At 74.0% G+C, this 25,740-nt stretch carries 21 protein-coding genes and 1 pseudogene; 12 read left to right on the forward strand and 10 right to left on the reverse strand.

What is annotated here, in order from left to right:
- Positions 1 to 7: 7 nt before the first annotated feature.
- The 3 genes and pseudogenes from IO30_RS47465 to dhaK all read right to left on the reverse strand — a co-directional run bounded on the left by IO30_RS47465 (position 8) and on the right by dhaK (position 2,327).
- Positions 8 to 595 (reverse strand): PTS-dependent dihydroxyacetone kinase phosphotransferase subunit DhaM, encoded by a 588-nt coding sequence (locus IO30_RS47465; RefSeq protein WP_411572683.1) that lies wholly within the window; start codon positions 593 to 595, stop codon positions 8 to 10.
- Positions 578 to 1,213, reverse strand: a pseudogene (dhaL, locus tag IO30_RS47470) (dihydroxyacetone kinase subunit DhaL); the annotation flags it as partial. The pseudogene dhaL and the gene IO30_RS47465, both read right to left, overlap by 18 nt.
- 115 nt (positions 1,214 to 1,328) lie before the next feature.
- Complete coding sequence (dhaK, locus tag IO30_RS0138115; RefSeq protein ID WP_031151000.1) at positions 1,329 to 2,327, reverse strand: dihydroxyacetone kinase subunit DhaK; 999 nt, start codon at positions 2,325 to 2,327, stop codon at positions 1,329 to 1,331.
- A 282-nt stretch (positions 2,328 to 2,609) separates the two neighbouring features.
- Between dhaK and IO30_RS0138120 the strand changes: the two genes are divergently transcribed.
- Positions 2,610 to 3,722, forward strand: a complete 1,113-nt coding sequence (locus tag IO30_RS0138120; RefSeq protein ID WP_199920999.1) for a glycerol dehydrogenase — start codon at positions 2,610 to 2,612, stop codon at positions 3,720 to 3,722.
- Here IO30_RS0138120 and IO30_RS0138125 read toward each other — a convergent pair.
- Positions 3,695 to 5,941 carry a SpoIIE family protein phosphatase gene (locus IO30_RS0138125; protein WP_373316412.1) on the reverse strand — a complete coding sequence of 749 codons (2,247 nt, stop codon included), beginning with the start codon at positions 5,939 to 5,941 and terminating at the stop codon, positions 3,695 to 3,697. The genes IO30_RS0138120 and IO30_RS0138125 overlap by 28 nt on opposite strands.
- A gap of 480 nt (positions 5,942 to 6,421) precedes the next feature.
- On the opposite strand from IO30_RS0138125, the gene IO30_RS0138135 reads away from it, so the two are divergent.
- Positions 6,422 to 7,633 (forward strand): hypothetical protein, encoded by a 1,212-nt coding sequence (locus IO30_RS0138135; protein ID WP_031151006.1) that lies wholly within the window; start codon positions 6,422 to 6,424, stop codon positions 7,631 to 7,633.
- Here the strand turns inward: IO30_RS0138135 and IO30_RS0138140 are convergent.
- On the reverse strand, positions 7,630 to 9,027 hold the full coding sequence (locus IO30_RS0138140) for an AMP-binding protein (protein WP_051902845.1): 1,398 nt from the start codon (positions 9,025 to 9,027) through the stop codon (positions 7,630 to 7,632). The genes IO30_RS0138135 and IO30_RS0138140 overlap by 4 nt on opposite strands.
- 337 nt (positions 9,028 to 9,364) lie before the next feature.
- On the opposite strand from IO30_RS0138140, the gene IO30_RS0138145 reads away from it, so the two are divergent.
- Positions 9,365 to 10,111, forward strand: coding sequence for a class I SAM-dependent methyltransferase (locus tag IO30_RS0138145; RefSeq protein ID WP_031151009.1), 747 nt, complete (start codon positions 9,365 to 9,367; stop codon positions 10,109 to 10,111).
- Positions 10,112 to 10,167: 56 nt separating this feature from the next.
- On the opposite strand, the gene IO30_RS0138150 is transcribed toward IO30_RS0138145, so the two are convergent.
- Positions 10,168 to 11,076, reverse strand: a complete 909-nt coding sequence (locus IO30_RS0138150; RefSeq protein ID WP_063768496.1) for an alpha/beta hydrolase fold domain-containing protein — start codon at positions 11,074 to 11,076, stop codon at positions 10,168 to 10,170.
- A 208-nt stretch (positions 11,077 to 11,284) separates the two neighbouring features.
- Between IO30_RS0138150 and tdh the strand changes: the two genes are divergently transcribed.
- The 3 genes from tdh to IO30_RS0138165 all read left to right on the forward strand — a co-directional run bounded on the left by tdh (position 11,285) and on the right by IO30_RS0138165 (position 14,639).
- Complete coding sequence (gene tdh / locus IO30_RS0138155; RefSeq protein ID WP_031151013.1) at positions 11,285 to 12,313, forward strand: L-threonine 3-dehydrogenase; 1,029 nt, start codon at positions 11,285 to 11,287, stop codon at positions 12,311 to 12,313.
- 134 nt (positions 12,314 to 12,447) lie between these two features.
- On the forward strand, positions 12,448 to 13,650 hold the full coding sequence (locus IO30_RS0138160; RefSeq protein ID WP_031151015.1) for a glycine C-acetyltransferase: 1,203 nt from the start codon (positions 12,448 to 12,450) through the stop codon (positions 13,648 to 13,650).
- Positions 13,651 to 13,724: 74 nt separating this feature from the next.
- On the forward strand, positions 13,725 to 14,639 hold the full coding sequence (locus IO30_RS0138165) for a LysR family transcriptional regulator (protein WP_031151017.1): 915 nt from the start codon (positions 13,725 to 13,727) through the stop codon (positions 14,637 to 14,639).
- 43 nt (positions 14,640 to 14,682) lie between these two features.
- On the opposite strand, the gene IO30_RS0138170 is transcribed toward IO30_RS0138165, so the two are convergent.
- Positions 14,683 to 15,243, reverse strand: a complete 561-nt coding sequence (locus tag IO30_RS0138170; protein WP_031151019.1) for a hypothetical protein — start codon at positions 15,241 to 15,243, stop codon at positions 14,683 to 14,685.
- A 131-nt stretch (positions 15,244 to 15,374) separates the two neighbouring features.
- Positions 15,375 to 16,154, reverse strand: a complete 780-nt coding sequence (locus IO30_RS0138175; RefSeq protein WP_031151021.1) for a DeoR/GlpR family DNA-binding transcription regulator — start codon at positions 16,152 to 16,154, stop codon at positions 15,375 to 15,377.
- A gap of 190 nt (positions 16,155 to 16,344) precedes the next feature.
- Here IO30_RS0138175 and IO30_RS0138180 point away from each other — a divergent pair, with 190 nt between their 5' ends.
- The 3 genes from IO30_RS0138180 (at position 16,345) to IO30_RS0138190 (ending at position 19,392) form a co-directional block, all read left to right on the forward strand.
- Entirely contained in the window at positions 16,345 to 17,247 is a 903-nt protein-coding gene (locus tag IO30_RS0138180; protein WP_031151023.1) for an SIS domain-containing protein, read from the forward strand.
- Positions 17,244 to 18,080, forward strand: a complete 837-nt coding sequence (locus IO30_RS0138185) for a class II fructose-bisphosphate aldolase (protein WP_031151025.1) — start codon at positions 17,244 to 17,246, stop codon at positions 18,078 to 18,080. Before IO30_RS0138180 ends, IO30_RS0138185 begins: the two co-directional genes overlap by 4 nt.
- 121 nt (positions 18,081 to 18,201) lie before the next feature.
- Positions 18,202 to 19,392, forward strand: a complete 1,191-nt coding sequence (locus IO30_RS0138190; protein ID WP_031151027.1) for an acyl-CoA dehydrogenase family protein — start codon at positions 18,202 to 18,204, stop codon at positions 19,390 to 19,392.
- 9 nt (positions 19,393 to 19,401) lie between these two features.
- Here IO30_RS0138190 and IO30_RS0138195 read toward each other — a convergent pair whose 3' ends face one another.
- Entirely contained in the window at positions 19,402 to 20,229 is an 828-nt protein-coding gene (locus tag IO30_RS0138195) for a hypothetical protein (RefSeq protein ID WP_031151029.1), read from the reverse strand.
- A gap of 294 nt (positions 20,230 to 20,523) precedes the next feature.
- On the opposite strand from IO30_RS0138195, the gene IO30_RS0138200 reads away from it, so the two are divergent.
- The 3 genes from IO30_RS0138200 to IO30_RS0138210 are packed head-to-tail and all read left to right on the forward strand — an operon-like array spanning position 20,524 to position 25,195.
- Entirely contained in the window at positions 20,524 to 21,483 is a 960-nt protein-coding gene (locus tag IO30_RS0138200) for an oxygenase MpaB family protein (RefSeq protein ID WP_031151031.1), read from the forward strand.
- Positions 21,465 to 23,570 (forward strand): serine/threonine-protein kinase, encoded by a 2,106-nt coding sequence (locus IO30_RS0138205; RefSeq protein WP_031151033.1) that lies wholly within the window; start codon positions 21,465 to 21,467, stop codon positions 23,568 to 23,570. The genes IO30_RS0138200 and IO30_RS0138205 overlap by 19 nt, the downstream gene beginning before the upstream one ends.
- Positions 23,567 to 25,195, forward strand: coding sequence for a phytoene desaturase family protein (locus tag IO30_RS0138210; RefSeq protein WP_078903866.1), 1,629 nt, complete (start codon positions 23,567 to 23,569; stop codon positions 25,193 to 25,195). The genes IO30_RS0138205 and IO30_RS0138210 overlap by 4 nt, the downstream gene beginning before the upstream one ends.
- A 9-nt stretch (positions 25,196 to 25,204) precedes the next feature.
- Here the strand turns inward: IO30_RS0138210 and IO30_RS0138215 are convergent, their stop codons facing one another.
- On the reverse strand, positions 25,205 to 25,651 hold the full coding sequence (locus tag IO30_RS0138215) for a nitroreductase family deazaflavin-dependent oxidoreductase (RefSeq protein ID WP_051859087.1): 447 nt from the start codon (positions 25,649 to 25,651) through the stop codon (positions 25,205 to 25,207).
- Between the last annotated feature and the right edge of the window lie 89 nt (positions 25,652 to 25,740).

The following is a 25,740-nucleotide window of genomic DNA, read 5'->3' on the forward strand; positions in this document are numbered from 1 at the left end:
GCGTTGTTCAGCGCTTGCGGTAGTGGCGGGCGTCCTCGGCGGCCGACAGGACGGCATCGAGGTCGCCGCCGAGCGCGGAGGTCAGCGTCACGGCCACCGCGCCCTCCAGGAACGGGGCGTCCACGATCCGGGTCCCGGCGGGCAGCGGCGCCTGCTCGTCGGCGAGCAGGGACTTCATGGTCAGCACCGCGCTGCCCATGTCGCACAGCACCGCCACTCCCTGACCCTCGTCGACCTGGTGGACGGCGGCCAGGATGAGCGCCGCACTGGTGCCGGTGCCCCCGTCCTGGGTGCCGCCCGCGACGGCGAGGGGGCCGGCCTCCAGCGAACCCAGCAGTGCGCCGCTCAGGTCGGCCACGGCTGCCGCGACGGCGGCGCTGTGGGACACCAGGACCACGCCGACCCGGCCGGTCCGCGTGCTCCGGCCGGCCGCGGGCCCGGATGCGGCCCCCGTACCTGCCTCGGCGACGGCTGCCGTTGCCGCTTCCGGCTCGGCCTGCGCCTCCCGCCGGGCCTCTGTCGGCGCCGGGGTCTCCGGCCCCGCCTCCGCCTCCGCCTCCGTCTCCGCACGGATGTCCGCGTCGGCCGTTTCCACCGCCGTGCGCAGCGCCTCCATCAGCAGCGCCACCGAGTGGGCCCCTGCGTCCTGGTGGCCGATGCTCCGCTCGCCGAGGTAACTGGCCCTGCCCTTGCGGGCCTGGAGCCCGGCCGTGGCCTCGGCGCCCTCGCGCGCAGCCCGGCAGGCCTCGTCCAGCGCCTCGCGCAGCGGCCGTCCCGCCCCGGTGGCCTCGGCCAGCGCGGCCACCCCCGGAGCCAGCGCGTCCACCAGCGTCGCGTCCCCGACCTCGGCGCCGCCCAGCTTCTGGACCGAACGCAGTCCGACGTCGAGGGCGCCGGCCAGCTCGATGCCCGTCGGGGCGGGACGATCGCCGAGGACCTTGCCCGTACGGCGCAGCGCCGTGCCGAACAGCGGCCCGGAGGCCCCGCCGACGGTATTGGTGAGGGTGGTCCCCGCCAGGGCCAGCAGGGCGCCGGGCGTCGCGGGCCGGGCCTCGGCAACGGCGGTCCCGACGGCGCCGAAGCCCCGTACGAGATTGGCCCCGTGGTCCCCGTCGCCGATCACGGCGTCGAGCTCGGTCAGCCGGGCGCTGTCACGGCGTACGAGGCGGGTGGTCTCGGTGAGCCAGCGGCGGAAACAGGCGGTGTCCAGCACGGGTGCGGGAGCGGTGGTCGTACGGGGTGGGGTCGTCACGGTGGGCGTCTCCTCGGACAGATGGGGGAAGGCCGTCGGGTGGAAGCCGTCGGGCGGAAGGCCGTCGGGCGGAAGGTCAGCAGCCCCAGCGCAGGGCCGGGGTGTGCACCGGGGCGTCCCACAGGCGCAGCAGTTCCTCGTCGGCCCGGCACAGGGTGAAGGTGCAGCCGGCCATGTCGAGGCTGGTGACGTAACTGCCCACCAGGGACCGGGCCACGGTGATCCCACGCTCGGCGAGCACCCGCCCGGCCTCCGCGCGCATCCCGTACAGCTCGACCGGCGGCGTCGAACCCAGCCCGTTGACCAGCAGGATCACCGGGGCGCCGGCCGCCTCCGGCAGGTCGTCGAGGATCGCGTCGAGCATGACCGCGGCCGTCTCGGCGGCCGTCATCAGGGTGCGCCGCTCACGGCCGGGCTCGCCGTGGATGCCGATGCCGAGCTCGATCTCGTCCTCGCCCAGGGCGAAGTTGGGGCTGCCCTTGGCCGGTGTCGTGCACGAGCTCAGCGCCACCCCGTAACTGCGCGCGTTCGCATTGACCTTGCGGGCCACCGCGGCGACCTCGGCGAGGGACGCGCCCTCCTCGGCCAGGGCCCCGGCGATCTTCTCCACGAACAGGGTGGCGCCCGTGCCCCGGCGTCCGGGCCCGCCCGCCACCGGGGTCACGGCGACGTCGTCGTCCACGACGACCTGCTCGACCTGGACCCCCTCGTCCGCGCAGTCCTCCGCAGCCATCGTGAAGTTGAGGACGTCCCCGGTGTAGTTCTTCACGACGTGCAGCACGCCCGCGCCCGAGTCGACCGCGGCGGATGCGCGTGCGATGGCGTCCGGCACGGGGGAGGTGAACACCGGACCGGCCACCGCGCCGGCCAGCATCCCCCGCCCGACGAAACCGGCGTGCAGGGGCTCGTGCCCGCTGCCGCCGCCGGACAGCACCGCCACCTTCCCGGGAGCCGGACCGGCGGCCCGCGTGACGATGCCCGTCCCCACCTCCACCGCGAGCTCCGGATGGGTTTCGGCCATTCCGCGCAGAGCGTCTGCGACGACATTCTCCGGGGAATTGATGAGCTTCTTCACTGGGCCTCTCTTCGTCATGGTGAAACGCAAGCCAGAAATCGGACAAAGGAATTTTCGGGATTCCTTCCGCGGCTTCCGGTCGCCGGTCCACGGCCGTCTCCGGGTCGCTCGCCAGGAACGATACTGCGGCCCGTGCCCACGTCAGGCGGGGTCTTTGGTCCCTGATCGGACCGCGAAAGGGCCTGTTTCCGCAGGAGCGAAGGATATTTCTTCGCGTGCCCCGGGCTGTGGTATTGGTAATTACGGAAGCCGGAAATAAAAGAAACTGTGGAGGATTGTGCCGTGAAGACCGCCGGAACGCGCATGCTGATCAGCCCGCCCACCTACGTCCAGGGCGCGCATGCGATGCACGACCTGGGCGAACACACCGCACGCCTCGGAGGGAACGCCGTCGTACTCGCCGACCGGGGTGTCTGGGGCCTCGTCGACAAGGCCGTGACCGACTCCCTGGCGGCCGCCGGGGTCCGCCTGACCAAGGAGGTCTTCGGCGGGCTGTGCACCCAGAAGGAGATCGACCGGGTCGCCGCCGTGGCCGAGGCCGCCGGCGCGGACGTGGTCATCGGGATCGGCGGCGGCACCGCCATCGACACCGCCAAGGCCGTCGGGCACGCCCGCGGCGGCATCGCGGTCGTCAGTGCCCCCACGGTGGCCTCCACCGACGCCCCGACCAGCGCGCTCGCCGTCATCTACACCGAGGACGGGGCCTTCGAGCGCTACTCCTTCTTCCGGCGCAACCCGAACCTCGTCCTCGTCGACACCGCGCTCGTCGCGGGCGCCCCCAGCCGCTTCATCGTCTCCGGGATGGGCGACGCGCTGGCCACCTGGTACGAGGCGCGCGTCTGCGTCGCCGCGCACCGCACCGCTATGGCCGGCGGCCTCGCCACCGAGGCGGCCCTCAGCCTGGCCCGGCTGTGCTGGGAGACCCTCATGGAATACGGCCCGCAGGCCCGCCTCGCCGCCGAACAGCACGTGGTCACCCCGGCCCTGGAGAAGGTCACCGAGGCCAACACCCTGCTCTCCGGCCTCGGTTTCGAGTCCTGCGGCCTCGCCGCCGCCCACGGGATCCACAACGGCCTGACGGTCTCGCACCGCACGCACGGCATGATGCACGGGGAGAAGGTCAACATCGGCACCCTCGCCCAGCTCGTCCTGGAGGGCGCGCCCGCCGAAGAGCTCGACACCTACCTGAAGTTCAGCCGCGCCGTCGGCCTGCCGACCACCCTCGCCGAGGTGGGCCTCGGCGATCCCGACCGCGACGAACTCCTGGCCATCGGGCGCGCGGCCACCGCAGCGGGCGAGACCACGCACAACATGCCCTTCCCGGTCACGGCCGGCATGGTGGCGGACGCGCTGATCGCCGGTGACGCCTACGCCCGCGCCACCGCGGGCGGCTGAGGCCCGGGGCCGTCCGGCCCGTCCGTCAGGGAGGCCAGGAGCAGGGCGATGTCGTCCGGCCGGTCGTCGTCGCCCGTCTCGCCGATCAGCCGGTCGGCCGTCTCGGTCAGCGGGGCCGGCCGGGCCGCGGCCAGTGCCGCCCGTAGCCGTTCGACCCCCGCATCGATGTCCGTGCCCGGCTTCTCCACCAGCCCGTCCGTGTACAGGGCCAGCACCGAGCCGCGCGTCAGCCGCAGTTCGGTGACGGGATACGTGGCCTCGGGGTCGATGCCGAGCACCACCCCGCCCGGCAGGTCCAGCACCTCCGTCCGCCCGCCGCGGTGGCGCAGCAGCGGCTGGGGGTGCCCCGCCCGGACGGCCGCGGCCGAGCCCGACGCCGGATCGAGGAGCACGTAGCAGCAGCTCGCGAACTGGCCCGGGTCCAGGTCGATGAGCAGCTGGTTGGTGCCGCTCACGACCTGCTGCGGGGTGCTGCCGCTGAGGGCGAAGGCCCGTACCGCGCTGCGCAGTTGGCCCATCGTCGCCGCGGCCGCCACTCCGTGTCCCTGGACGTCGCCGATGATCAGGGCCAGCAGTCCGGAGTGCGTCTCGATGACGTCGTACCAGTCGCCTCCGACGTCCATCCCCTGCGTGCCGGGGAGGTAGCGGCCGACGGTCTCCACGTGCTCGCACACGGGCAGCCGGTGCGGCAGCAGGGCCGACTGGAGACCGCGGGCGAGCGCCGCCTCGCTGTCGTAGCGCCGGGCCCGTTCCAGGGCCTGCGCGATCAGGCCGGCCAGCGCGGTCAGCACCGTGCGTTCCTCCGGGCTGAAGCCGCGGGGCACGTCGAAACCGAGGATGCACGATCCCACGGGCCGCCCGGAGGCGATCAGCGGCAGGAAGGCGCGGGCCCCCACGTGGGCGTCCAGCGGAATGCCCGGATAGGCCGCCGCCAGGCGCTCCATCGACTCGAAGAACAGGGGCCGCCCCGAGGTCAGGCACTCCACCCCGGGCAGCCGCACGTCCAGAGCGACCCCGTCGAACCGGTCCAGGAAGCCCTGGGGGAAGCCGGTCTCCCAGGCGAGGTGCAGATGCCGCTCGTCGAGCATGTAGATCGCCAGCTGGCGGCCGCCGAAGGCGGGCAGCAGTTCCTCGGTGACCACCGCCGACACCTGACGGGCGGTGACCGCCTCGGTCAGCGCGATGGCCAGGGCCACCGGCCGGTAGAGCGCCGAGGCCCGGTCGGCGGGGGAGCCCAGCCCCGCACCCGGATGGGTGGCCGACGCGGGCGCGTAGGCGGGCTTGTCCGCCGCCCCGATCGTCAGCGTCACCCCGGTGTGCCCGGGGTACAGGCCCACCGACAGCCAGGTCCCGGACGGACCCTCGCCGCGCCGGGCCGAGAAGTGCACCGGCTGGGTGGACAGGAACACGGCCCGGAAGTGGTCCTCGTACGCGGGATGCCCGAGCCAGGGCAGCGCCTCCCAGACCACCCGTCCGCGCAGCGGCGGGTCGCCGGGGCCGAGGAGGGCCGAGGCGGCGGCGTTGCCGAAGCGGATCCGGCCCTGCCGGTCCACGGACAGCACGGCCTGCGCGAACCGGTCCACGGCCTCGGCGGCGCCGGTCCCGGCGCCGGTGCCGGCGTCGATGCCGGCATCCGCCGCCTCGGTGCCGGCGGCCGGTTCCACCACCACTGGTTCGCCCTCCCACACCACCGGTTCCCCGGCATCTGCCAGCGCGGCGAGTTCGCGGCCCAGCCGGTCCGCGGCCGCGCGCAGCCGCTGCCGGTCGTCGGCGCTCACCGGGACGCCGGGGGTGGCCGCGCGCAGCGCCAGCAGGACGCCGAACCGCTGCTTCCCGGCCGTCACCGGCTCGTACAGCGACCCGAAGGGGTAGGGCAGTCCGGCCATGAGCTGCGGGAACCGGCGCATCGAGGACTCCGCGTCGGCCAGGTGCACGGACTGGCCCGAGCGGTAGGCCTCGGCCACCGGGTACGGGCGGTTCACGTGCATCCGCCACCAGGGCCGGAACAGCGGCCCCGGCAGGCCCGAAAGCAGGGCCATCAGGAGCAGCCCCTCCGTGCGCGAGCGCAGATATACCCCGCCCCCGTACCCTCCGACCGCCGCCACCGCTTCGGCCGTCGCCCGCGCGAGCACCGAGGTTACGGCCGTGGCCCCGGCCGCGGCTGTGGGCGGGGCTGTGGTGTCAGGGGCGGGGCCGCTGCCGTCCGGTCTCGCCGTCACACCGCCAGGATGCGCCCTCGGCGGTGGTGAGCGCACCCGGGACCGGCCGGAGCACTCGGCCCGTTAGGACTGGGCGCACGCCGTCATCGCACGCGCCGCACCGCCCGGGGCTGCCGGCCGCCCGGCCCGGCCCACCCTCACCGACCGCGCGGACCGGCTGCTGCTCTCCCGCTGCTTCGGCATCCCCTTCTTCCTCGCCGTGATGTGGGGCGTCTTCCAGGCGACCACCACTCTGGCCAAACCCCTCCAGGACGGCCTCGGAGCCCTCGTCGGCGGACCCGTGAGCGGCGGCGCCGGTGCTTCTTCGCCGCCCGGGGGTGTGCGAGCTCCTGCCCGGCCCCGGGCGGCCCGTCCCGCCCGGTCCTGGTCGCACTGAGCCCCGTACGCCCCGTACACCCCGTACGTCACGAGCGACCCGTACGCCGCCCGGCTGACGCAATGCACTGCGGGCCGCGCCCGGGTGCGCAGTAGCATCCCCGGATGTCCGACATCGAGACCCTGACGCCCGAAGCAGGCCGGGCCGACGCCGCCGGCCTGCGCGCCCACGACGCAGACCGGCTCGCGCGGTGCGCCGCCGACCGGGCCCAGCCCTGGTGGCGCCGCACGGCCTGCGTGGAGGCGCTGACCGGCCGGGTGCCGCAGGCACGGGTCGGCGAACTGCTCGCGTGCGTCCGCGACACCCAAGACTCCGGTACGGTCCGCAGGGCCCTGCTCGGCCTCCTGGACGACCGCACCGAGCTCCTTCCCTGGCTGCGCCACGAGGAGCGGCGCCACGAGAGTGCCTACGGCATGCCGGACGCGGTCCTCCGGGCCCGCGGGGCCCTCGGGGACCTCACGGCCGCGCCCGGACTGGCCACCCTCGCGTTCAGCCACTGGCCGACCAGGCGGGCGACCGGAGAGGCCGGACTGGACGCGCTCGTGGACCGGTACGGGGTGGAGTCGGTGCTCGGCGAGCTCGGCGCCGGACGGCCCGAGGACCGGGCCGTCGCGCTACGCGTGCGCCACCGTGCCGGTGAGGACGTCACCGACGCGCTCGCCGACCCCGACCCGCAGGTGGCCCACCTCGCACAGTCGTTCCTGACCTGCCCGGACGGGGTCCGCGCCTACCTCGCCGAGGCGCCGACCGCCGACGCGAAGCTGTGGGCCGCGTACGCACTGCACCGGCTGACCGGCGACCGGGGGCCGACCCTGGCCGCGTACGAGGCACTGGGCAGCCCGCGGGTGGAGGTCGACGGCCTGGACGAGGAGATCCGGCGGGCGGTCGTGCACGAGTACGGGCACGCATGCGAGAAGCAGAGCGACCCGCGCTGGCGGCTGGAGGCCCTGTGCACCGAGCCGCCGCCCGCGCCGGACGAGCAGCAGCAGCTCGCCGCGGCCACGGCGGCGCTGGCGGCCGCCGGTCTGGCTCCCCGGCCCGCCGTCTCCTGCGGAGACGCCCACCGCCAGGGCGGCGGCACGTACCACGTGATCGGGTACGGGGCGAAGGGCCGCGAGGTGCTGATCAGCACTCTGGGGCCGTTCGCCGGGAACCACGAGGACGATCCCGCCGCCCGCGCCGCCCTCGAAGCCGCCGGCTTCCGCTGGATCGACGCGGCCACCGGTTCGGTCCGCGTCACCGGGCTCGGCGTCTACTACTTCGGCGGCCGCGACCCGCTGGACGTCCAGACGCTGCTCTTCTACTGGCAGGACTAGGAGAGCGGCGGAGCGGGGGACGACGGCTCCTGCTCCCCGCCCGGGACCTCCTGGAGACGGCCCGTCACCACCAGATCGCCCTCCGGGGTGCGCCGCGCCAGGTCGCCGGTGCGGAAGTAGCCGTCGGGGGTGAAGGAGCGAGCGGTGCGTTCGGGCTCCCGGTAGTAGCCGCGCACGGTGTACGGACCGCGGGCGAGGAGCGCGCCGGACTCCCCGTCGGGCACGTCCTTGCCGTCGGCGTCGACGATGCGGATCTCGTCGTCGGGCGACAGCGGGCGGCCCTGCGTGGCGAGCACGGTCTCGACCGGATCGGAGGGCCGGGTGAGCGTGAGCGGCCCCTCGGCGCGGGCGAAGACCTGCTGTACGCCGCAGCCCAGCCCTTCGGCCGCCCGCTCCGCGGTCGCCCGGTCCAGGGGAGCGCCGCCGATCTGCAGGAGGCGCAGACTGCTCAGGTCGGCCCGGACCGCGGGGAGGGCGTCCAGCCAGAGCCGGGCCACGGAGGGCACCACCGAGGTGACGGTGACCCGCTCCCGTTCGATGACCGGAAGGCAGACGGCGGGCGCCGGGTCCTCCACCAGGACGGCCGTGCCGCCCACGGAGAGGATGCCGACGATGCCCGGGCTGCCGAAGGCGAAGGTGGACTCCGCGGGCAGCGCGGCGAGGTACACGTCGTCCTCGGTGAGCGACACCAGCTCGGCGGCGGCCCGCGCCTGGTAGGCGTAGTCGTCGTGGGTGCGCGGAACGAGGACGGGCGCCCCCGTCGTGCGGTCGGAGAGCAGGAAGAACGCCACCTGGCCGGCGCTCAGCGCGAGCGCCGGCTCGGGCGGCGCGTCGATGGCGTCCAGCGAGCTGTACTGGCAGCCCGCGGGGTCGGTCGTCAGGCCCCCGTACGGGGAGGCGGTGCCCGGCTCCTCGCGGGTGAACACCCGGCGCAGGAAGGGTCCTGCGGCCGCGATGTCCGCGGTCATGGCGGTGTGGTCGAAGCCCCGGTACGTCGAGGGGCCGACGTAGCCGACGGCCTGGGTGACCTGTACGAGGTGGGACACCTCGGCCGCGCGGTGCGTGACCGGGCAGAGCACCGGCACCAGGCCGACGCGCATCAGAGCGAACACGCTGGTGACGAACTCGGGGACGTTCGGCAGCTGGACGACGACCCGTTGCCCGGGCCGCAGGCCCCGCAGCCGGAACCCGGCGGCCATGCGGTCCACGCGCCGGTTCAGGGCCGCGTACGTGATGCGGGTGGCGCCGTGCACGAGCGCGGTCCGCGGCCCGTACTGCAGGGCCCAGCCGCGCAGCAGGTTGTCCAGTGTGCAGCCACGCCAGTGCCCGGCCCCCCAGTAGCGGTCGACGAACTCATCGGGCCAGGGCGTGCAGCCGCCGAGCATGGGTGTCATGCGTTTCCTTCCCGCCTTCTTGCCTTCCTGCCTTCTTGATCTTGGCAATCCAAGCCGTGGGCACCCCCCTCCCCGCAATGCGCTGTCCCGACCAAGGACGCCGGACCCCCTCAGCGGAACGCCCAACGAGCGCCGCTGACCAGGGCGAACGGGCGGGGGCCGGGCCCTGCCCCGCCTCCCGCGAGGATCGCTCAGGCCCCCGCGATAGGCCGACCGCTTCCCTCATCCGGGGGACGGACGGGCGTACGGGCCGTAGCCCGGACGCGCAGCGGGGCACGATACGCACGCATCCCCGCCCCACCCCCACCCCCGCCGGCAGGCCACCGGAAGGCAGAGCATGCGGTTCCAGTACGACATCCTCGGCGAGAGCGACGCCGAGTCCAGCTTCACGGCGGCCTTCTCGGCGGCCGACACCTACACGCTGCACGGAGCCCTCGACGCGCTCGGCGGGGTCCGCGGGCTCGACGCCCTCGACCTGGCCTGCGGCTACGGGCACCACACCCGGCTGCTGGCCCGGGGCGGCGCCCGCCGGACCGTCGGAGTGGACGCCTCCGCGGAGATGATCAAGCTCGCCCGCGAGCACGCGGCGGCGCAGGACCTGCCGGCCGCCGGGAACATCGAATACCACGTCAGCGACGTCGCCGGCCTCCCCGGCCTCGGGCCCTTCGACCTGGCCACCGCCGTCTACCCCTTCAACCACACCCCCGACCGCACCTCGCTGCACGCGATGTTCCGGTCCGTCCGTGCCAGCCTGCGCGCGGGAGGCCGGATGCTGGCCATCGTGCCCAACGCCGGGGCGTTCCCCCGCGTCGACTGGTCCCCGTACGGGGTCCGCATCCTCGACCGGGTCCACGCCGGGGACGCGCCGCTGCTCAAGGCGCACTTCCTCATCGACCCGCCGCTGCCCTTCGAGTTCCACGAGTGGGCCCACACCGACCTGGCCGAAGCCGCCGTCGAGGCGGGCTTCAGCACGGTGGGCTGGCAGCCGAACCGCACCCCGCCCGCCGACCACGTACGCGACGAGGAGTACTGGACGGGCTACCGGGCCTGGCCGATCAGCTCGCTGATGACCTGCGTGGCGTAGCGGGGCCGGTCACAGCACCAGCACCGGCCCCGGGGGCGGGCCCTGCGGACCCGGACTCACCCCTGCGCCGCGGACCGGGTCAGCTCCACGATCCGCTCCCGCGCCGCCCGCCCCTCCGGCACCGGCAGCAGCGGGTACGCGTGGGGCAGTCCCGCCTCCTCGTGGAACTCCACCTCGGCGCCCTCCGCGCGGGCCCGGCGCAGCAGTTCCCTGCTGTCCGTGGTCAGGATGTCCCGGGTCCCTGTGAACACCGTCAGCGGCGCCAGCCCCGCGAACGAACCGTGCAGCGGGCTCACCCGGGGATCGTCACAGGCCAGGTTCCCCGCGTACAGCCGCCCGGCCTCCCGCAGTCCCGGCCGGGCCAGCATCGGATCGGCGGCTTCGAGCGCCGCCTGCTCGGGATGGCTCATCGTCACGTCCAGCCACGGCGAGATCAGCACGATCCGGGAGGGCTGCGCCCCGGTACGGTCCCGCAGCCGCTGGGCCGCCGCCAGCGCCAGCCCGGCCCCGGCGGAATCCCCGATGAGCACCGTCCCGCCCGCGCCGCCGCCCGCGATCAGGCCGCTCAGCAGATCGGCGGCGACCGGAACCGTCCGGTCGGCTGTGCCGCGCGGGGCGAGCACGTACGCCGGTACGACCACGCGCGCCCCGGCCTCGGTCACCAGGGTCCGGACCATCGCCCAGTGCGGGCGGACCAGCTCGTTGACGTAGCCGCCGCCGTGGAGGTACAGCACCTGCACCACCGGCTCGGCCGCCCGCGGGGCGACGTCGTACACGGGCCAGGCCCCGACGAAGGTGCGCGCTATCTCCGCCACCCGCCCCAGCGACCGCGGCGGCAGGTGGGAGGCGGGGCGCCGGGCCGATTCGGCCACCCGGGTCCGTACCGCCTCCGCGCTGGCGAACCGTCTTCGCCGTCCCGTCGCGATCAGCGCCGCCGACAGCGCCCTGCTGCGCAGACTCGGCACGCCCCCCACCTCCCCTTTTCCCCGCGCCGTCACCGGCCCGTGCCCCACCCCGTCCTTGAGGAGCATAGGTGTGAAGCTGGGCTGTCGACCCGTTTAAGAAAGTCTCGATGGACTGATCACCCGGAAGATCGGCAGATTGTTCATGTCACCGACGCCACCCGCGCCCCGCGCGTCACGGCGCCCCCTTCCGCATGCCTGGAGCCACCCCATGAAGGCACTCGTCAAGCACAAGGCCGAACCCGGGCTGTGGCTCATGGACGTTCCCGAGCCCGAGTACGGCCCCGGCGACGTGCTGATCAAGGTGCTGCGCACCGGCATCTGCGGGACCGACCTGCACATCCGTGCCTGGGACGGCTGGGCGCAGGGCGCGGTCAAGACCCCCCTGGTCCTCGGCCACGAGTTCGTCGGCGAGGTCGCGGCGCTCGGCGCGGACGTCCGTGACATCGAGGTCGGCGCGCTCGTCAGCGGCGAGGGCCACCTGGTGTGCGGGAAGTGCCGCAACTGCCTGGCCGGCCGCCGCCACCTGTGCCGCAGCACCATCGGGCTCGGCGTCGGCCGCGACGGCGCCTTCGCCGAGTACGTCGTGCTGCCCGCGCAGAACGTGTGGGTGCACCGCACCGCGGTCGACCTGGACGTGGCGGCGATCTTCGACCCGTTCGGCAACGCCGTGCACACCGCGCTGTCCTTCCCGCTGGTGGGCGAGGACGTGCTGATCACCGGCGCAGGCCCGATCGGGATCATGGCCGCGGCCGTGGCCCGCCACGCGGGTGCCCGCAGCGTGGTCATCACCGACGTCAGCCCCGAGCGCCTGGACATCGCCCGCAAGGCCGGCGCCACCCTCGCCGTGAACGTCGCCGAGTCCTCCATCGCCGAGGCCCAGGCGCAGCTCGGCCTGCGCGAGGGCTTCGACATCGGCCTGGAGATGTCCGGCCGCGCCGAGGCCATGCGCGACATGATCGACAACATGACGCACGGCGGCCGCATCGCCATGCTGGGCCTGCCCGCGCAGGAGTTCCCGGTGGACTGGGCCAAGGTCGTCACCTCGATGATCACCATCAAGGGCATCTACGGCCGCGAGATGTTCGAGACCTGGTACGCGATGACGGTGCTGCTCGAAGGCGGCCTGGACCTCAGCCCGGTCATCACCGGCCGCTACTCGCACCGCGACTTCGAAGCCGCCTTCGACGAGGCCTCCACCGCCCGCAGCGGCAAGATCATCCTGGACTGGACGGCGTAACGCCGGACCGTCCCGCAGACCATCTCCCTACGGCCGGGCCCCGCACACCCTCCCCCCTCCGCGGGGCCCGGCCCCACCTTCCGCAGCGGCCGTCCGCCGCCAGCCGCCCTCCGCCGCACAAGGAGAACCCGTACATGTTCGAGTCCGTCCGCGAGGACCTGCGCACCACCCTCGACGAGATCCGCGCCGCCGGCCTGCACAAGCCCGAGCGCGTCATCGGCACCCCGCAGAACGCGGCCGTGGCCGTCACCGCGGGCGGCGCCCCCGGGGAGGTCCTCAACTTCTGCGCCAACAACTACCTGGGGCTGGCCGACCACCCCGAGGTCGTCGCCGCGGCGAAGGACGCGCTGGACCGCTGGGGCTACGGGATGGCCTCGGTCCGCTTCATCTGCGGCACGCAGGAGGTGCACAAGGAGCTGGAGGCGCGGCTGTCGGCCTTCCTCGGCCAGGAGGACACCATCCTCTACTCCTCCTGCTTCGACGCCAACGGCGGCGTCTTCGAAACCCTCCTCGGCGCCGAGGACGCGGTCATCTCCGACGCCCTCAACCACGCCTCGATCATCGACGGCATCCGGCTGTCGAAGGCCCGCCGCTACCGGTACGCCAACCGCGACCTCGCCGAGCTGGAGACCCGCCTCAAGGAGGCGCAGGACGCCCGCCGCCGCCTGATCGTCACCGACGGCGTCTTCTCCATGGACGGGTACGTCGCCCCGCTCGCCGAAATCTGCGACCTGGCAGACCGCTACGACGCCATGGTCATGGTCGACGACTCGCACGCCGTCGGCTTCGTCGGCCCCGGCGGCCGCGGCACCCCGGAGCTGCACGGGGTCATGGACCGCGTCGACATCATCACCGGCACCCTCGGCAAGGCCCTCGGCGGAGCCTCCGGCGGCTACGTCGCGGCGCGCACCGAGATCGTGGAACTGCTGCGCCAGCGCTCGCGCCCGTACCTCTTCTCCAACTCCCTCGCCCCGGTCATCGCCGCGGCCTCCCTCAAGGTCCTGGACCTGCTGGAGTCCGCCGGTGACCTGCGCGAGCACCTCGCCGCCAACACCGCGCTCTTCCGCTCGAAGATGACCGAGGCCGGCTTCGAGGTCCTCCCCGGCGACCACGCCATCGCCCCGGTGATGATCGGCGACGCGGCGGAGGCCGCCAAGATGGCGGAACTGCTGCTGGAGCGCGGGGTCTACGTGATCGGCTTCTCCTACCCGGTGGTGCCGCTCGGCGCGGCCCGCATCCGCGTGCAGCTCTCCGCCGCCCACTCCACCCAGGACGTGGAACGCGCGGTGGCGGCGTTCGTCGACGCCCGCGCGGCGCTGGAAGCCACCAAGGTCTGAGGCCCGAGGGGCCGGAGGGGCCGCGCGTGATCAGCGGGGCCGGGGAGGTCCGCACGGCCTGAGACAATGGCAGGGTGATCGACCCCCGCCGGCTGCGCATCCTGCGTGCCGTGGCGGACCACCGTACGGTGACCGCCGCGGCCGCAGCCCTGTACCTCACCCCCTCCGCCGTTTCCCAGCAGCTCGCGGCGCTGGAGCAGGAGACCGGCCACGCCCTGCTCACCCGCAGCGGACGGGGCGTACGGCTCACCGCGGCCGGGGAGATCCTGGTCGGGCACGCCAACGAGGTACTGGCCCAGCTGGAGCGGGCCGAGGCCGAACTCGCCGCGTACGCGGGCGGCTCGGCGGGCGAGGTCACGGTGGCCGCCTTCGCCACGGGCATCGCCGAGGTGCTGGCCCCGGCGATCGCCGGCCTCGCCCTGGAGCACCCGGGCATCCGGCTGCGGGTCCGCGACGCCGAGGGCGACCAGAGCCTGCCGATGCTGCTGGACGGCGAGGCGGACCTGGCGCTGGCGGTGGAGTACCGGGGCGGCCCGGGCGCGGAAGACGCCCGGCTCTCGGTCCTCCCGCTGTACGCGGAGCCCTTCGACGCCGTCCTGCCCTCCGGGCACCCGCTGGCCGACCTGCCCGCGGTGTCCCTGGCGGACCTGTCCGACTCGGAGTGGGTGGGGCAGTACCCCGGCAACCCCTGTCACGACGTGACGCTGCTGGCCTGCGAACTGGCGGGGTTCCAGCCCCGGTTCCGACACTCCTCGGACGATTTCCGCGCCGTGACGGCCCTGGTGGGGGCGGGGGCCGGGGTGGCGCTCGTACCGCGCTCGGCGCTGCGCGGAATGGACCTCAAGGAGGTCCAGGTCCGCCCGGTCACCGGCGCCTCCGCCACCCGCCGCGTCTTCGCGGCCACCCGCCGCGGCGCCGAGTCCCACCCCCTGATCGCGCCGGTCCTGGCCGCCCTGGTGCGCGCGTCGGAACGGCTGCCCACGCACTGAGGCCGCCCGGCCCGGTGGTGCGGGCCGGTGCGGGGGCCGGGGCTCAGCGGCGGTTGCAGATCGCGTCGAAGGCGCGGTTGGCCGCGCGGGTCCAGCTCTGCCAGTAGACGTCGCTGTGCTCGGCGCTGCGGTCGGCCTCCGGCCGGGTGCTGCAGCTCAAGGCGGCCGCGGCGCGGCCTGCCTCGCCGCCGGCCAGGCGGCCCTGTTCGCGGTCGTTCCCGGTGCCCGGCGGGGTCGGCTTCTGCTGTGGGTCCTGGGGGTTCGGGGCCTTGACCACACGGCAGTTGACGAAGACGTCGGCCTGGTCCTCCGCGACGGCGAGGACCGTGTAGTCGACGTTCTTCTGGAAGCGCTTGAGCAGGAAGTTCCCGTTCGCGTCCACGTTCAGCCTCTGGGTCGTCTCCCCGTCGTTGAGGTTGCGGGGAGCCGTGAACCCCTCACCGGAGATGGTGACCGAGGTCCCGTCCGCCGAAGGCGTGACCGTACAGCTGGCGGCCGGGGCCGCCGCCGCGCCGGCGGTGGGCGCGAGGGCGAACGCGCCGCCGCACGCCACCGAGGAGACGAGCAGGGAGGCGATCAGGGCGCGCCGGGTGCGTCCGTACATGCTGGTGCCCCCGTTCGGGGGAGACGAAGGCGGGCGCTGCCCACCCCTTCCCCTCCATGCTCCGCCGCCCGCCGCGGGGTGTCGACCGGGGCCTCGCAACCCCGCAGGGCCCCTCACCCCCGCAGGACCCCTCACACCCGAAGGACCTCCACGCCCGCCGCGGTGAACGCCTGCGCGACGTCGTCGGCCAGACCCGTGTCCGTGACCAGGACGTCCACCGCCGACGTCGCGCAGATGCGGGCGAAGGCCCGTACGCCGAGCTTGCTGGAGTCCGCCGCGACGACCACCCGGCGGGCCCGTTCGCACAGCAGGCGGTTGACCGAGGCCTCGTCCTCGTGGCGGGTAGCCGCGCCGTCCACCGGGTCGAACCCGTCCACGCCGAGCACCGCGGTGTCCACGCTGAGCTGCCCGAGGACGGCCTCGGCGAGCGGGCCCGTGAGCTCGTACGACTGGGGGCGGGCCACGCCACCCGTCAGGACGATCTTGAACTGCGGGCGGATCACCAGCTCGCCCGCGATGTTGAGGGCGTTGGTGACCACGGTCAGCGCCGGTGTGCCCGTGGCGAGGTCCGGGCGTCCGGCCAGGGCGCGGGCCACCTCGGTGGTCGTGGTGCCGCCGGTCAGGCCGATCACCTCGCCCGGGGTGATCAGGGCGGCCACCGCCCCGCTGATCCGCTGCTTCTCGGCAGCGCGGCGCGAGGTGCGGTAGCGCAGCGGGAGTTCGTACGAGACCCCGTGCAGCACCGCCCCGCCGCGGGTGCGCACCAGGAGTTGCTGCTCGGCGAGCTGGTCGAGGTCGCGGCGGATGGTCGCGGCGGACACGCCGAGGGTCTCGGCCGCCGGCTCCACCTCCAGCTCGCCCCGGTCCACGAGCAGGTCCAGCAGTGCCTGCCAGCGCTCCTTGCGGGTCATCGGCCGCCCCCTTCGGTGTTCTCCATCGGCCTACGTGCCGACACTAACTCAGGGGATCATTTCCGTTGATGCTTGAAGTTGCGCGAAAGTGCCAGCTATCTTGCAGGAAAACGCATACTCCGTCGTGCTGCACCACCGCATGAACGCACCAAGCGCCATTCAGACCCACCCGCCGTATCAGGGAGCCTGCATGAGTCACGTCGCGTACGAGTCGGGCACGCAGCCCGAATGCTGGGAGCGGGCCGCCGAACTGGCCCCGGCGCGGCGGGCGGTGCTCCCGCAGAGGGGGGAGCGTACCGCGATCGTCGGGTGCGGGACCTCGTACTACATGGCCCAGGCGGCCGCGGCGCTGCGCGAGGAGGCGGGGCAGGGGGAGACCGACGCCTTCGCCGCCTCCGAGTTCCCCCGCCACCGGCGCTACGACCGCGTCGTCGCCCTCACCCGCTCGGGGACCACCACCGAGGTGCTGGACCTGCTGTCCGGGCTGCGGGACGCGGGCGTGCCCACGACCGCCGTCATCGGCGATCCGGCGACGCCGGTGATGAGCGTCGCGGACGAGCTCGTCGTCCTCGACTTCGCCGACGAACAGTCCGTCGTGCAGACCCGCTTCGCGACCACCGCCCTGACCCTGCTGCGCGCCCACCTCGGGCTGCACGACGACGGCGTGGTCGCCGACGCCCGCACGGCGCTGGCCGAACCGCTGCCCGCCGAGGCCGAGAGCCGGGGGCAGTTCACCTTCCTCGGCCGCGGCTGGAGCGTCGGCCTCGCGCACGAGGCGGCGCTGAAGATGCGCGAGGCCTCGCTGTCCTGGGCCGAGTCCTATCCGGCGATGGAGTACCGGCACGGCCCGATCAGCGTCTCCGGGCCCGGTACCGTCACCTGGTCGCTCGGCGAGGCCCCCGAAGGGCTCGCCGAACAGGTCCGCGGCACCGGCGCCCAGTGGGTGGCCGGCCGGCTCGACCCGCTGGCCGAGCTGGTCCGGGTGCACCGGCTGGCGCTCGCCGTCGCGGCCCGCCAGGGCCTCGACCCGGACGCGCCGCGCCACCTGACCCGCTCGGTCGTCCTCACCACGGGCGAGGAGGCGGTCCGATGAGCCTCGTCCCCGCCGGACCGCTCGTCCTGGACGCTGCCGCCGCGGGCCGCGCCGTCGCCGCGTTCAACATCATCACGCTGGAGCACGCCGAGGCCGTCGTGGCCGGCGCGGAGGCTGCCGGGCTGCCGGTCATCCTCCAGCTGAGCGAGAACGCCGTGAAGTTCCGCGCCGGACAGCTGCTGCCCATCTCCCGCGCGGCCGCCGCCTGCGCGGCCGCGGCCTCGGTCCCGGTCGGACTCCACCTGGACCACGTCAAGAGCCCCGACCTCCTCCAGCAGGCCTGCGACGCCGGATACAGCTCCGTCATGTACGACGCCGCCCACCTGCCGTACGGCGAGAACCTGGAGGCCACCCGCTCGGCCGCCGACTGGGCCCACGCCAACGGGCTGTGGATCGAGGCGGAGCTGGGGGAGGTGGGCGGCAAGAACGGGGCCGCGCCCCTGGACCCGCACGCGCCGGGCGCGCGTACGGACCCCGACGAGGCGCGGCGGTTCGTCGCCGACTCCGGGGTCGACGCACTGGCCGTCGCCATCGGCAGCAGCCACGCGATGACCAGCCGCACCGCCGCCCTGGACCACGCGCTGCTGGCACGGCTGGCCAAGACGGTCGACGTGCCGCTGGTCCTGCACGGCTCCTCCGGGCTGCCGGACGCGGAGCTCGCGGCGGCCGTCGCGGGAGGCATCCGCAAGGTCAACATCGGCACCGCGCTGAACGTGGCCATGACCGAGGCCATCCGCACCCACCTGACCCCGGCGGACCCCCGCCCTTACCTCACGGCCGCCCGTACGGCGATGGCCGCCACGGCCGAGGCCATGATCTGCGCCCTGAACTGACGGCGAGCGGCGGGCCGGCGCAAACCCCCGGCCCGCCGACCCTTCCGGATTCTTGGAACAAGTTCTAGTCTGCCCCCGCCGCCACAGCGACCGGCTGGACCGCGAGACTCCCGGAGGGGCCGTGCACCTCGAATACACGCCAGAGCAGCAGCAGTTGCGCACCGAGCTGCGCGCCTACTTCGCCGAGTTGGTGCCCGAGGACGTCTACGCCCGCTACGAGGACCCGGCCGCCCAGAAGCGGTTCTACCGGGAGACCATCCGCCGGCTCGGCGCGGACGGCTGGCTCGGGGTCGGCTGGCCCAAGGAGTACGGCGGCCGGGGCATGTCCGCGATGGACCAGTTCATCTTCTTCGACGAGGCCGCGCAGGCCGTCGTACCGCTGCCCCTGATGGCCCTGAACACCGTCGGGCCGACCATCATGCAGTTCGGCACCGACGAGCAGAAGGCGTACTTCCTGCCGAAGATCCTCTCGGGCGAGATCGACTTCGCGATCGGCTACAGCGAGCCCGACGCGGGCACCGACCTCGCCGCGCTCAAGTGCAAGGCGGTGCGCGAGGGCGACGAGGCGAGCGGCACCTACGTCGTCAACGGCCAGAAGATCTGGACCACCAACGGGGACACCGCCGACTGGGTCTGGCTGGCCGTCCGCACGGACCCGGACGCGCCCGCGCACAAGGGCATCACCATGCTCCTCGTGCCGACCTCGGACCCAGGCTACTCCTGCACCCTCATCAACACCCTGGCCTCGCACGACACCACGGCCAGCTACTACGAGGACATCCGCGTCCCCGCGAGCCACCGCGTCGGCCAGGAGAACAAGGGCTGGCGCCTGATCACCAACCAGCTCAACCACGAACGCGTCACCCTGGCCGCGCACGGCACCATGGCCATCCGCGCCCTGCACGACGTCCAGCGCTGGGCCGCCGGGACGAAGCTCGCCGACGGCCGCCGCGTCATCGACCTCTCCTGGGTCCGCGGCCGCCTGGCCCGCACCCACGCCCGGCTCGACGCGATGAAGCTGCTCAACTGGCAGATGGTCAACGCGGTCCAGGACGGCACCCTCACCCCGCAGGACGCCTCCGCAGTGAAGGTGTACGGCTCCGAGGCCCGCCGGGACGCGTACGCCTGGCTGATGGAGGTCGTCGGCGCGGCCGGTTCCCTCAAGGACGGCTCCGCCGGAGCGGTCCTGCACGGCGAACTCGAACGCGGCTACCGCAGCGCGGTCATCTTCACCTTCGGCGGCGGCAACAACGAGGTCCAGCGCGAGATCATCTCCTGGATCGGCCTGGGCATGCCCCGCGTCCGCCGCTGACCTCCCGCCCTACGCGTGCTCCTCGACCCGGTCCTTGGCCCACCACAGGAACGCGGCGGAGTGCTGCTGGTGCGCGAAGCCGTCGCCCACCAGGGTGTGCAGGAGGTCGTTGCTCCAGAGGATGAGGCGGCCCCGGGTCCAGTTCACCGACTCGGGTGCCGGCAGCTCCAGCCCGTACACCTTGCGCGCGATCTCCCGCTTGCCGCCCGCCTCCGTCGTGTACTTGAGGATCGTCAGGAACCGGTCGGGATGCACCACGCAGAGCACCCTCGTCAGGAGGGCCTCCTTGAAACCGGTCATCGCGAACGGCTTCGCGCCGTCCAGCAGTTGCTGGAACCGGTCCTCCAGCGGCACGTCTGCGGGTCCGTACAGGAGGTACTCGACCGTCGCACGGGTCGCCTCGCCCGCCAGTGCGTCGCCCATGTCGTTCCAGGCGGAGTTGAAGGTGGCCTGGTTCCCGGGCCGGGCCCCGATCTCGGAGTTGGCGAAGTCCTTCAGGAGCCGCGGGCTGCCGGTGCGCAGGCCCTCGGGGGAGAAGACCCGCTGGTACTTCGCCCAGTACGCGGCCACTTCGGGAGCGGAGCCCGGCCTGACGGCCAGGTACTGCTCCTTCAGCCGGTCCACCCGCTCCCGCCGCGCGGGATCGACATCCTCCGGTTTCGGGAACCGGGCCTTGAGGTCGCCGAAGGCGCGGGGCGGATTCTTCTGCACGGGCGCGGCTTCCCGGTGCTCCCACTCGTAGCCGCACCGGTGCCTGACCATCCGGCGTCCACCGTCGAGCGTGCGGGCCTCGACGTCCTCGTCGTCACTGCACAGCGGACACATGGGCACGGCCACGGCTACCCCCCGTTCGGAGGCCACCCGGCCCCGCACGCGGGAGCGTACTCCGCAGCCGCTCACCCGGTCAGCCGGACCGGCGCACCCGTCCGCCGTGGTCCGGCACCTTGCAGCGGTCACCCGCGAGCACCCCTCCGGAGCCCCGGCCCGCCCGCGGCCCGCCGCGTGCCGAGGAGTGGATCACCGGTGTCCTGGGAAACGTGATGGAGTGGACGCGAGGACACCGGTACGCCCGCCGACAGCGACCCGGGTCCGCGCGCGAGCGCTCCCGGCAACCCGCCCAGGAGGTGTGAGATGCGGCCACGTACCGACGAGCAAGCGGACCCCGTCCGCGGGCCCGACCCCGGGCTCTACGGGCCGGCGTCCGTCACCTGGCAGTGCCACGGGGACCCGGTCATGTGGATCGCCGGGGTACGCGCCCTGTACCTGCAGGCCCTGCACCCGCGGGCCGTGCGCGGGGTCAGGGCGAACTCCTCCTTCGAGCAGGACGGCTGGGGGCGGCTGATGCGCACCGCCGACTTCGTCGGCACCCTCACCTACGGCACCACCGAGGAGGCCGAACGGGCCGGGGCGCGGGTCCGCGGGATCCACCGCAAGCTGTCCGCGACCGACCCGGACAGCGGCCGCACGTTCCGCGTCGACGACCCCGAGCTGCTGCTGTGGATCCACTGCGCCCAGATCGACAGCTTCCTGCACGTCCTGCGCCGCTCCGGCGTCCCCCTCACCCCCGCCCAGGCCGACCGCTACGTCGACGAGAACCGCGTCAACGCCCGGCTCGTCGGCCTCGACCCCGCCGGGGTCCCCCGGGACACGGAGGAGCTGGCCGCGTACTTCGGGCAGGTCCGCCCCGCGCTCGCCGCAGGCGCCGACGCCCTCGCCGTGGACGCCTTCCTGCGCAGCCCGCCCGTCCCCGCACTCCTGGTCCCTGGCCGAAACCTGCTGTGGCGCCCGCTGGCGGGCCTCGCGTACGGTTCCCTCCCCGGCTGGGCACACCAGCTGTACGGGCGGCCCGCACCGGCCCCACGGGTCGTCACCCGCCGCATGCGCCTCACAGGTCGCGTGCTGCGCAGCATTCCCGCAGGTCTACGCTGGCAGCTGCCTCCAGGTCACATCTTGAAAGCGATGCGTCGCATGGGCCCCGGGAGCCGCCCCTCGACGTACACACTGCGTACATCAGCGGCCATACTGGACGGGCCGGGGAGGGCGCAGCACGACGACGGGGGCGGCTTTAAGACATGGCGGAGTCCAGACTGATCCAGGGCCGGTACCGTTCCCTCGACCTCATCGGGCGCGGCGGCATGGGCGAGGTGTGGCGGGCCAGGGACGAATCGCTGGGCCGGCAGGTCGCCGTGAAGTGCCTCAAGCCGATAGGGGTGGAGCAGGACGCCCACTTCACCCAGGTGCTGCGCGAGCGGTTCCGCCGCGAGGCACGCGTCGCGGCGTCCCTCCAGCACCGCGGAGTCACCGTCGTCCACGACTTCGGCGACGACAGCGCCGCGGGCGGCCCCCTCTACCTCGTCATGGAACTGCTGGAGGGACGCAACCTCAGCCAGCTCCTGGAGGACAACGAGACGCGCCCGCTCCCCGTCGACATGGTCGTCGACATCGCGGAGCAGATGGCCGCGGCCCTGGGCTACACGCACGACCAGGGCGTGGTCCACCGCGACCTGAAGCCGGCCAACATCATGCGCCTCACCGACGGCACCGTGAAGATCTGCGACTTCGGCATCGCCCGGCTCGCCCACGACATCGGCTTCACCGCCAAGCTCACCGGCGGCGGGATGGCCATGGGCACCCCGCACTACATGTCGCCCGAGCAGATCGCGGGCGGCGAGGTGGACCACCGCAGCGACCTCTACTCCCTGGGCTGCGTCCTCTACGAGATCGCCACCGGCGCCCCGCCGTTCGACCTCGGCGACTCCTGGTCGGTCCTGGTCGGCCACCGCGACAACGTGCCCGTGCCGCTGCGCGAGCACCGCCCGGAGCTGCCCGGCTACTTCGAACGGGTGGTCCTCGACCTGCTCGGCAAGCGCCCCGAGGACCGGCCGGGCGACGCCCGCCACCTGCACCGCCGCCTCGTCGAGGAACGCCTCGGCCCGGGCGGCCCGCTCGGCGCCCGGGGCCCGCTCCCGGCCTGGGCCCGGGGGATGACCGCCGGGCGCAAGGCCGGGCTCGACGCCCGTCCCGCGAGCGGCGAATGGGCCGTGCTCACCGGATCCTGGACGGCCGCCCGCACCACGGCCGCACAGCGCATCGTCCGCCCCGAGCCCGCGCAGGACCCCCGGCTCACCGTCGCCTACGGGGTCCCGCGCCGCCCCGCCCCGGACGCGAACGGCCCCGCAGCGGGCGGCCCCGCCGGGAACGGCCACGAGGACACCGGAGCCTTTGCCCTCGCGGCCGGGCACACCCGCGCCTTCGCCCTCAGCCGCGCCGGCCGGCCCGAGGCGGCCCTGGCCGTGTACGTGACCGTGGCCGAGGGACGCGCCCGGGTCCTCGGCCCGGACCACGCCGACACCCTCGCCGCGCGCCAGGAGGCGGCGTACGAACTGGGCCGGCTCGGCCGCCACCAGGAGGCGTACGAGATCTACCGCGCGGTGCTCGTCGCCCGCGAGCGCACCGCGGGCCCGCACCACCCCGACACCCTGCGCTGCCGCCACAACCTGGCCTGCGCCCTGGGCGCGCTGGGCCGGTTCGCGGACGCCCACACCGCAGCGCAGGAGGTCGCCGCCGCGCGCACCGCCGTGCTGGGCGCCGAGCACGCCGACACCCTGCTGACCCGCTACGAGGTGGCGTACGCGCTCGGCCGGCTGGAGCGCTGGGAGGAGGCCCTGGGCGGCTTCCGCCACGTCGCCGCCGTACGGGAGCGGGTGCTGGGCCGCGACCACCCCGACACCCTGGCCGCGCGCTACGAGGTCGGCATCGCCCTCGGCCGTACCGGCCGCTCCGCTCAGGCCCTCGACCTGTTCCGGGCCCTGGTCGGCGACCGCACCCGGGCGTACGGGGCCGCCGACCCCGAGACGCTCCGCGCCCGCCACGTCCTCGGCGTGAACCTGGGCCGGCTGGAGCGCTGGGACGAGGCCGTCGCCGAGGCCCGGCAGGTCGCCGCCGTACGGGCCGAGGCCCTCGGCGCGGAGCATCCCGACACCCTGGTCAGCCGTCGGGAACTGGCCGTCGGCCTCGGCCGGCTCGGCCGCTGGGAGGAGGCCCTGCCGATCTACCGCGACCTCTCCGGCATCCGGGAGCGGAGCCTCGGCGACGAGCACCCCGACACGGCGCTGGCCCACGCCGACGAGGCCCACTGTCTGGAGCGGCTCGGCCAGGTGTGCTACCAAGAGCCATGACTGTCACGTGGGGCTCCCAGGGTGCATCCGATGACTCCCGGCACGCCGAGGGTCCCCGGCACACCCCGTTCGGCCAGGCCGTCTACGACGCGGTGATCGTGGGCGGCGGACACAACGGCCTGGTGGCGGCCGCCTACCTGGCCCGGGCGGGACGCTCCGTGCTGGTGCTGGAGCGCCTCGGGCACACCGGGGGCGCCGCGGTCTCCACCCGCCCCTTCGCCGGGGTGGACGCCCGGCTGTCGCGCTACTCCTACCTGGTCTCCCTGCTCCCGGCGAAGATCGTGCGCGATCTCGGCCTGCGGTTCGAGGTGCGCAGGCGCACCGTCTCCTCGTACACCCCCGTGGAACGCGGCGGCCGACCCGGCGGGCTGCTCGTCGGCGGCGGGGAGCAGCGCACCCGGGAGTCCTTCGCGCGCCTGACCGGCTCGGACCGCGAGTACGACAGCTGGCGGGCCTTCTACGCGACCACCGGGCAGCTCGCGAAGAAGGTCTTCCCGACGCTGACCGAGCCGCTGCCCACCCGGGAGGAGCTGCGGGCCCGGATCGACGACGAGGCCGCCTGGCGGATGCTCTTCGAGGAACCGCTGGGACGGGCGGTGGAACGGCACTTCGCCGACGACCTGGTCCGGGGCGTCGTCCTCACGGACGGTCTGATCGGCACCTTCGCCGACGCGCACGACCCCTCGCTCGCGCAGAACCGCTGCTTCCTCTACCACGTCATCGGCGGCGGGACGGGCGACTGGGACGTCCCGGTCGGCGGCATGGGCGCGCTGACGGACGCCCTGGCGGCCTCCGCACGGCAGGCCGGGGCGGAGATCGTCACCGGGCACGAGGTGCTGCGGATCGACACGGACGGCACCGCACCGGCCGAGGTGACCTTCCGGACGGCAACGGGGGAGGGCAGCGTCGCCGGACGCACGGTGCTGGTGAACGCCTCGCCGCGGGCCCTGGCCGAACTCCTCGGCGAGAAACCCGCCGAGCCGGCGCCCGAGGGGGCCCAGCTCAAGGTCAACATGCTGCTGCGGCGGCTGCCGCGGCTGCGGGACACCGCCGTGGACCCCCACGAGGCCTTCGGCGGCACCTTCCACATCGCCGAGGGGTACGCCGAGCTGGCCCGGGCCCACGCGGAGGCGGCCGCCGGGGAACTGCCCTCCGTACCGCCCTCGGAGATCTACTGCCACTCGCTGACCGACCCGACGATCCTCGGACCGGAGCTGGCCGGGCAGGGCTACCAGACCCTCACCCTCTTCGGCCTGCACACTCCGGCCCGGCTCTTCGGACACGACAACCGGCAGGCGCGCGAGGTACTGCTCACCGCCACCCTCGCGCAGCTCGACTCCCACCTGGCCGAGCCGCTCACCGACTGCCTGGCCTTCGACGCCGACGGCCGCCCCTGCATCGAGGCGAAGACCCCGCTGGACCTGGAACGCGAACTGCGCCTTCCCGGCGGGCACATCTTCCACCGGGACCTGTCCTGGCCGTACGCGGAGCCGGGGGGCGCCGGACGCTGGGGCGTGGAGACCGCCCACCGCAACGTGCTGCTGTGCGGGGCGGGAGCGGTCCGCGGCGGCGGGGTCAGCGGGGTCCCGGGCCACAACGCGGCGATGGCCGTGCTCGGGCACTGAACACGGGTCTCAGCGGACGGGTTCGATGACCACGATCGGGATCTCGCGGTCCGTCTTGGCCTGGTACTCGTCGTACGCCGGCCAGTGCCCGACCATCACCGGCCAGTACGCGGCGCGTTCCCCGGCCGTCGCCGTGCGGGCCGTGCCCTGCATGATCTCGGGGCCGACCTGGATGCGCACCTCGGGGTGTTCGCTCAGGTTCCGGTACCAGAGCGGGTGGGCCGCGTCGCCGCCCTTGGACGCGACGATCAGGTAGGAGCCGTCGGCCTCGCCGTAGATGAGCGGGGTGCGCACGGGCTTCCCGGACACCCGGCCCAGGGTGGTGAGCAGGAGGGTCTGGGTGCCGTTCCAGTACTGGCCCTCGGCGCCGTTCGAGGCCACGTACTGCTTGATGTGGTCCAGGGTCCAGCCGGGCTTGGGGTCGGTCGGGTGTTCCCAGTCGATGACGTCGGTCATGGGGATCTGCCTTCCTTCGTGTTGAACGGTCAACGAACCTCACCAACGAGTACCAACGCACGGGGTCACGTCGGTTATGCCGCACGGGG

The sequence above is a fragment of the Streptomyces xanthophaeus genome, from assembly GCF_000725805.1.
In the GTDB taxonomy this organism is placed as follows: domain Bacteria; phylum Actinomycetota; class Actinomycetes; order Streptomycetales; family Streptomycetaceae; genus Streptomyces; species Streptomyces xanthophaeus.

Bases quoted from the DNA above. Each gene is read 5' to 3' on its own strand.
- IO30_RS0138135 (WP_031151006.1), top strand. From the start codon at position 6,422: ATGTCCGACATCGAGACCCTGACGCCCGAAGCAGGCCGGGCCGACGCC.
- IO30_RS0138140 (WP_051902845.1), bottom strand. From the start codon at position 9,027: ATGACACCCATGCTCGGCGGCTGCACGCCCTGGCCCGATGAGTTCGTC.
- IO30_RS0138145 (WP_031151009.1), top strand. From the start codon at position 9,365: ATGCGGTTCCAGTACGACATCCTCGGCGAGAGCGACGCCGAGTCCAGC.
- tdh (WP_031151013.1), top strand. From the start codon at position 11,285: ATGAAGGCACTCGTCAAGCACAAGGCCGAACCCGGGCTGTGGCTCATG.
- IO30_RS0138160 (WP_031151015.1), top strand. From the start codon at position 12,448: ATGTTCGAGTCCGTCCGCGAGGACCTGCGCACCACCCTCGACGAGATC.
- IO30_RS0138170 (WP_031151019.1), bottom strand. From the start codon at position 15,243: ATGTACGGACGCACCCGGCGCGCCCTGATCGCCTCCCTGCTCGTCTCC.
- IO30_RS0138175 (WP_031151021.1), bottom strand. From the start codon at position 16,154: ATGACCCGCAAGGAGCGCTGGCAGGCACTGCTGGACCTGCTCGTGGAC.
- IO30_RS0138180 (WP_031151023.1), top strand. From the start codon at position 16,345: ATGAGTCACGTCGCGTACGAGTCGGGCACGCAGCCCGAATGCTGGGAG.
- IO30_RS0138185 (WP_031151025.1), top strand. From the start codon at position 17,244: ATGAGCCTCGTCCCCGCCGGACCGCTCGTCCTGGACGCTGCCGCCGCG.
- IO30_RS0138200 (WP_031151031.1), top strand. From the start codon at position 20,524: ATGCGGCCACGTACCGACGAGCAAGCGGACCCCGTCCGCGGGCCCGAC.
- IO30_RS0138205 (WP_031151033.1), top strand. From the start codon at position 21,465: ATGGCGGAGTCCAGACTGATCCAGGGCCGGTACCGTTCCCTCGACCTC.
- IO30_RS0138210 (WP_078903866.1), top strand. From the start codon at position 23,567: ATGACTGTCACGTGGGGCTCCCAGGGTGCATCCGATGACTCCCGGCAC.
- IO30_RS0138215 (WP_051859087.1), bottom strand. From the start codon at position 25,651: ATGACCGACGTCATCGACTGGGAACACCCGACCGACCCCAAGCCCGGC.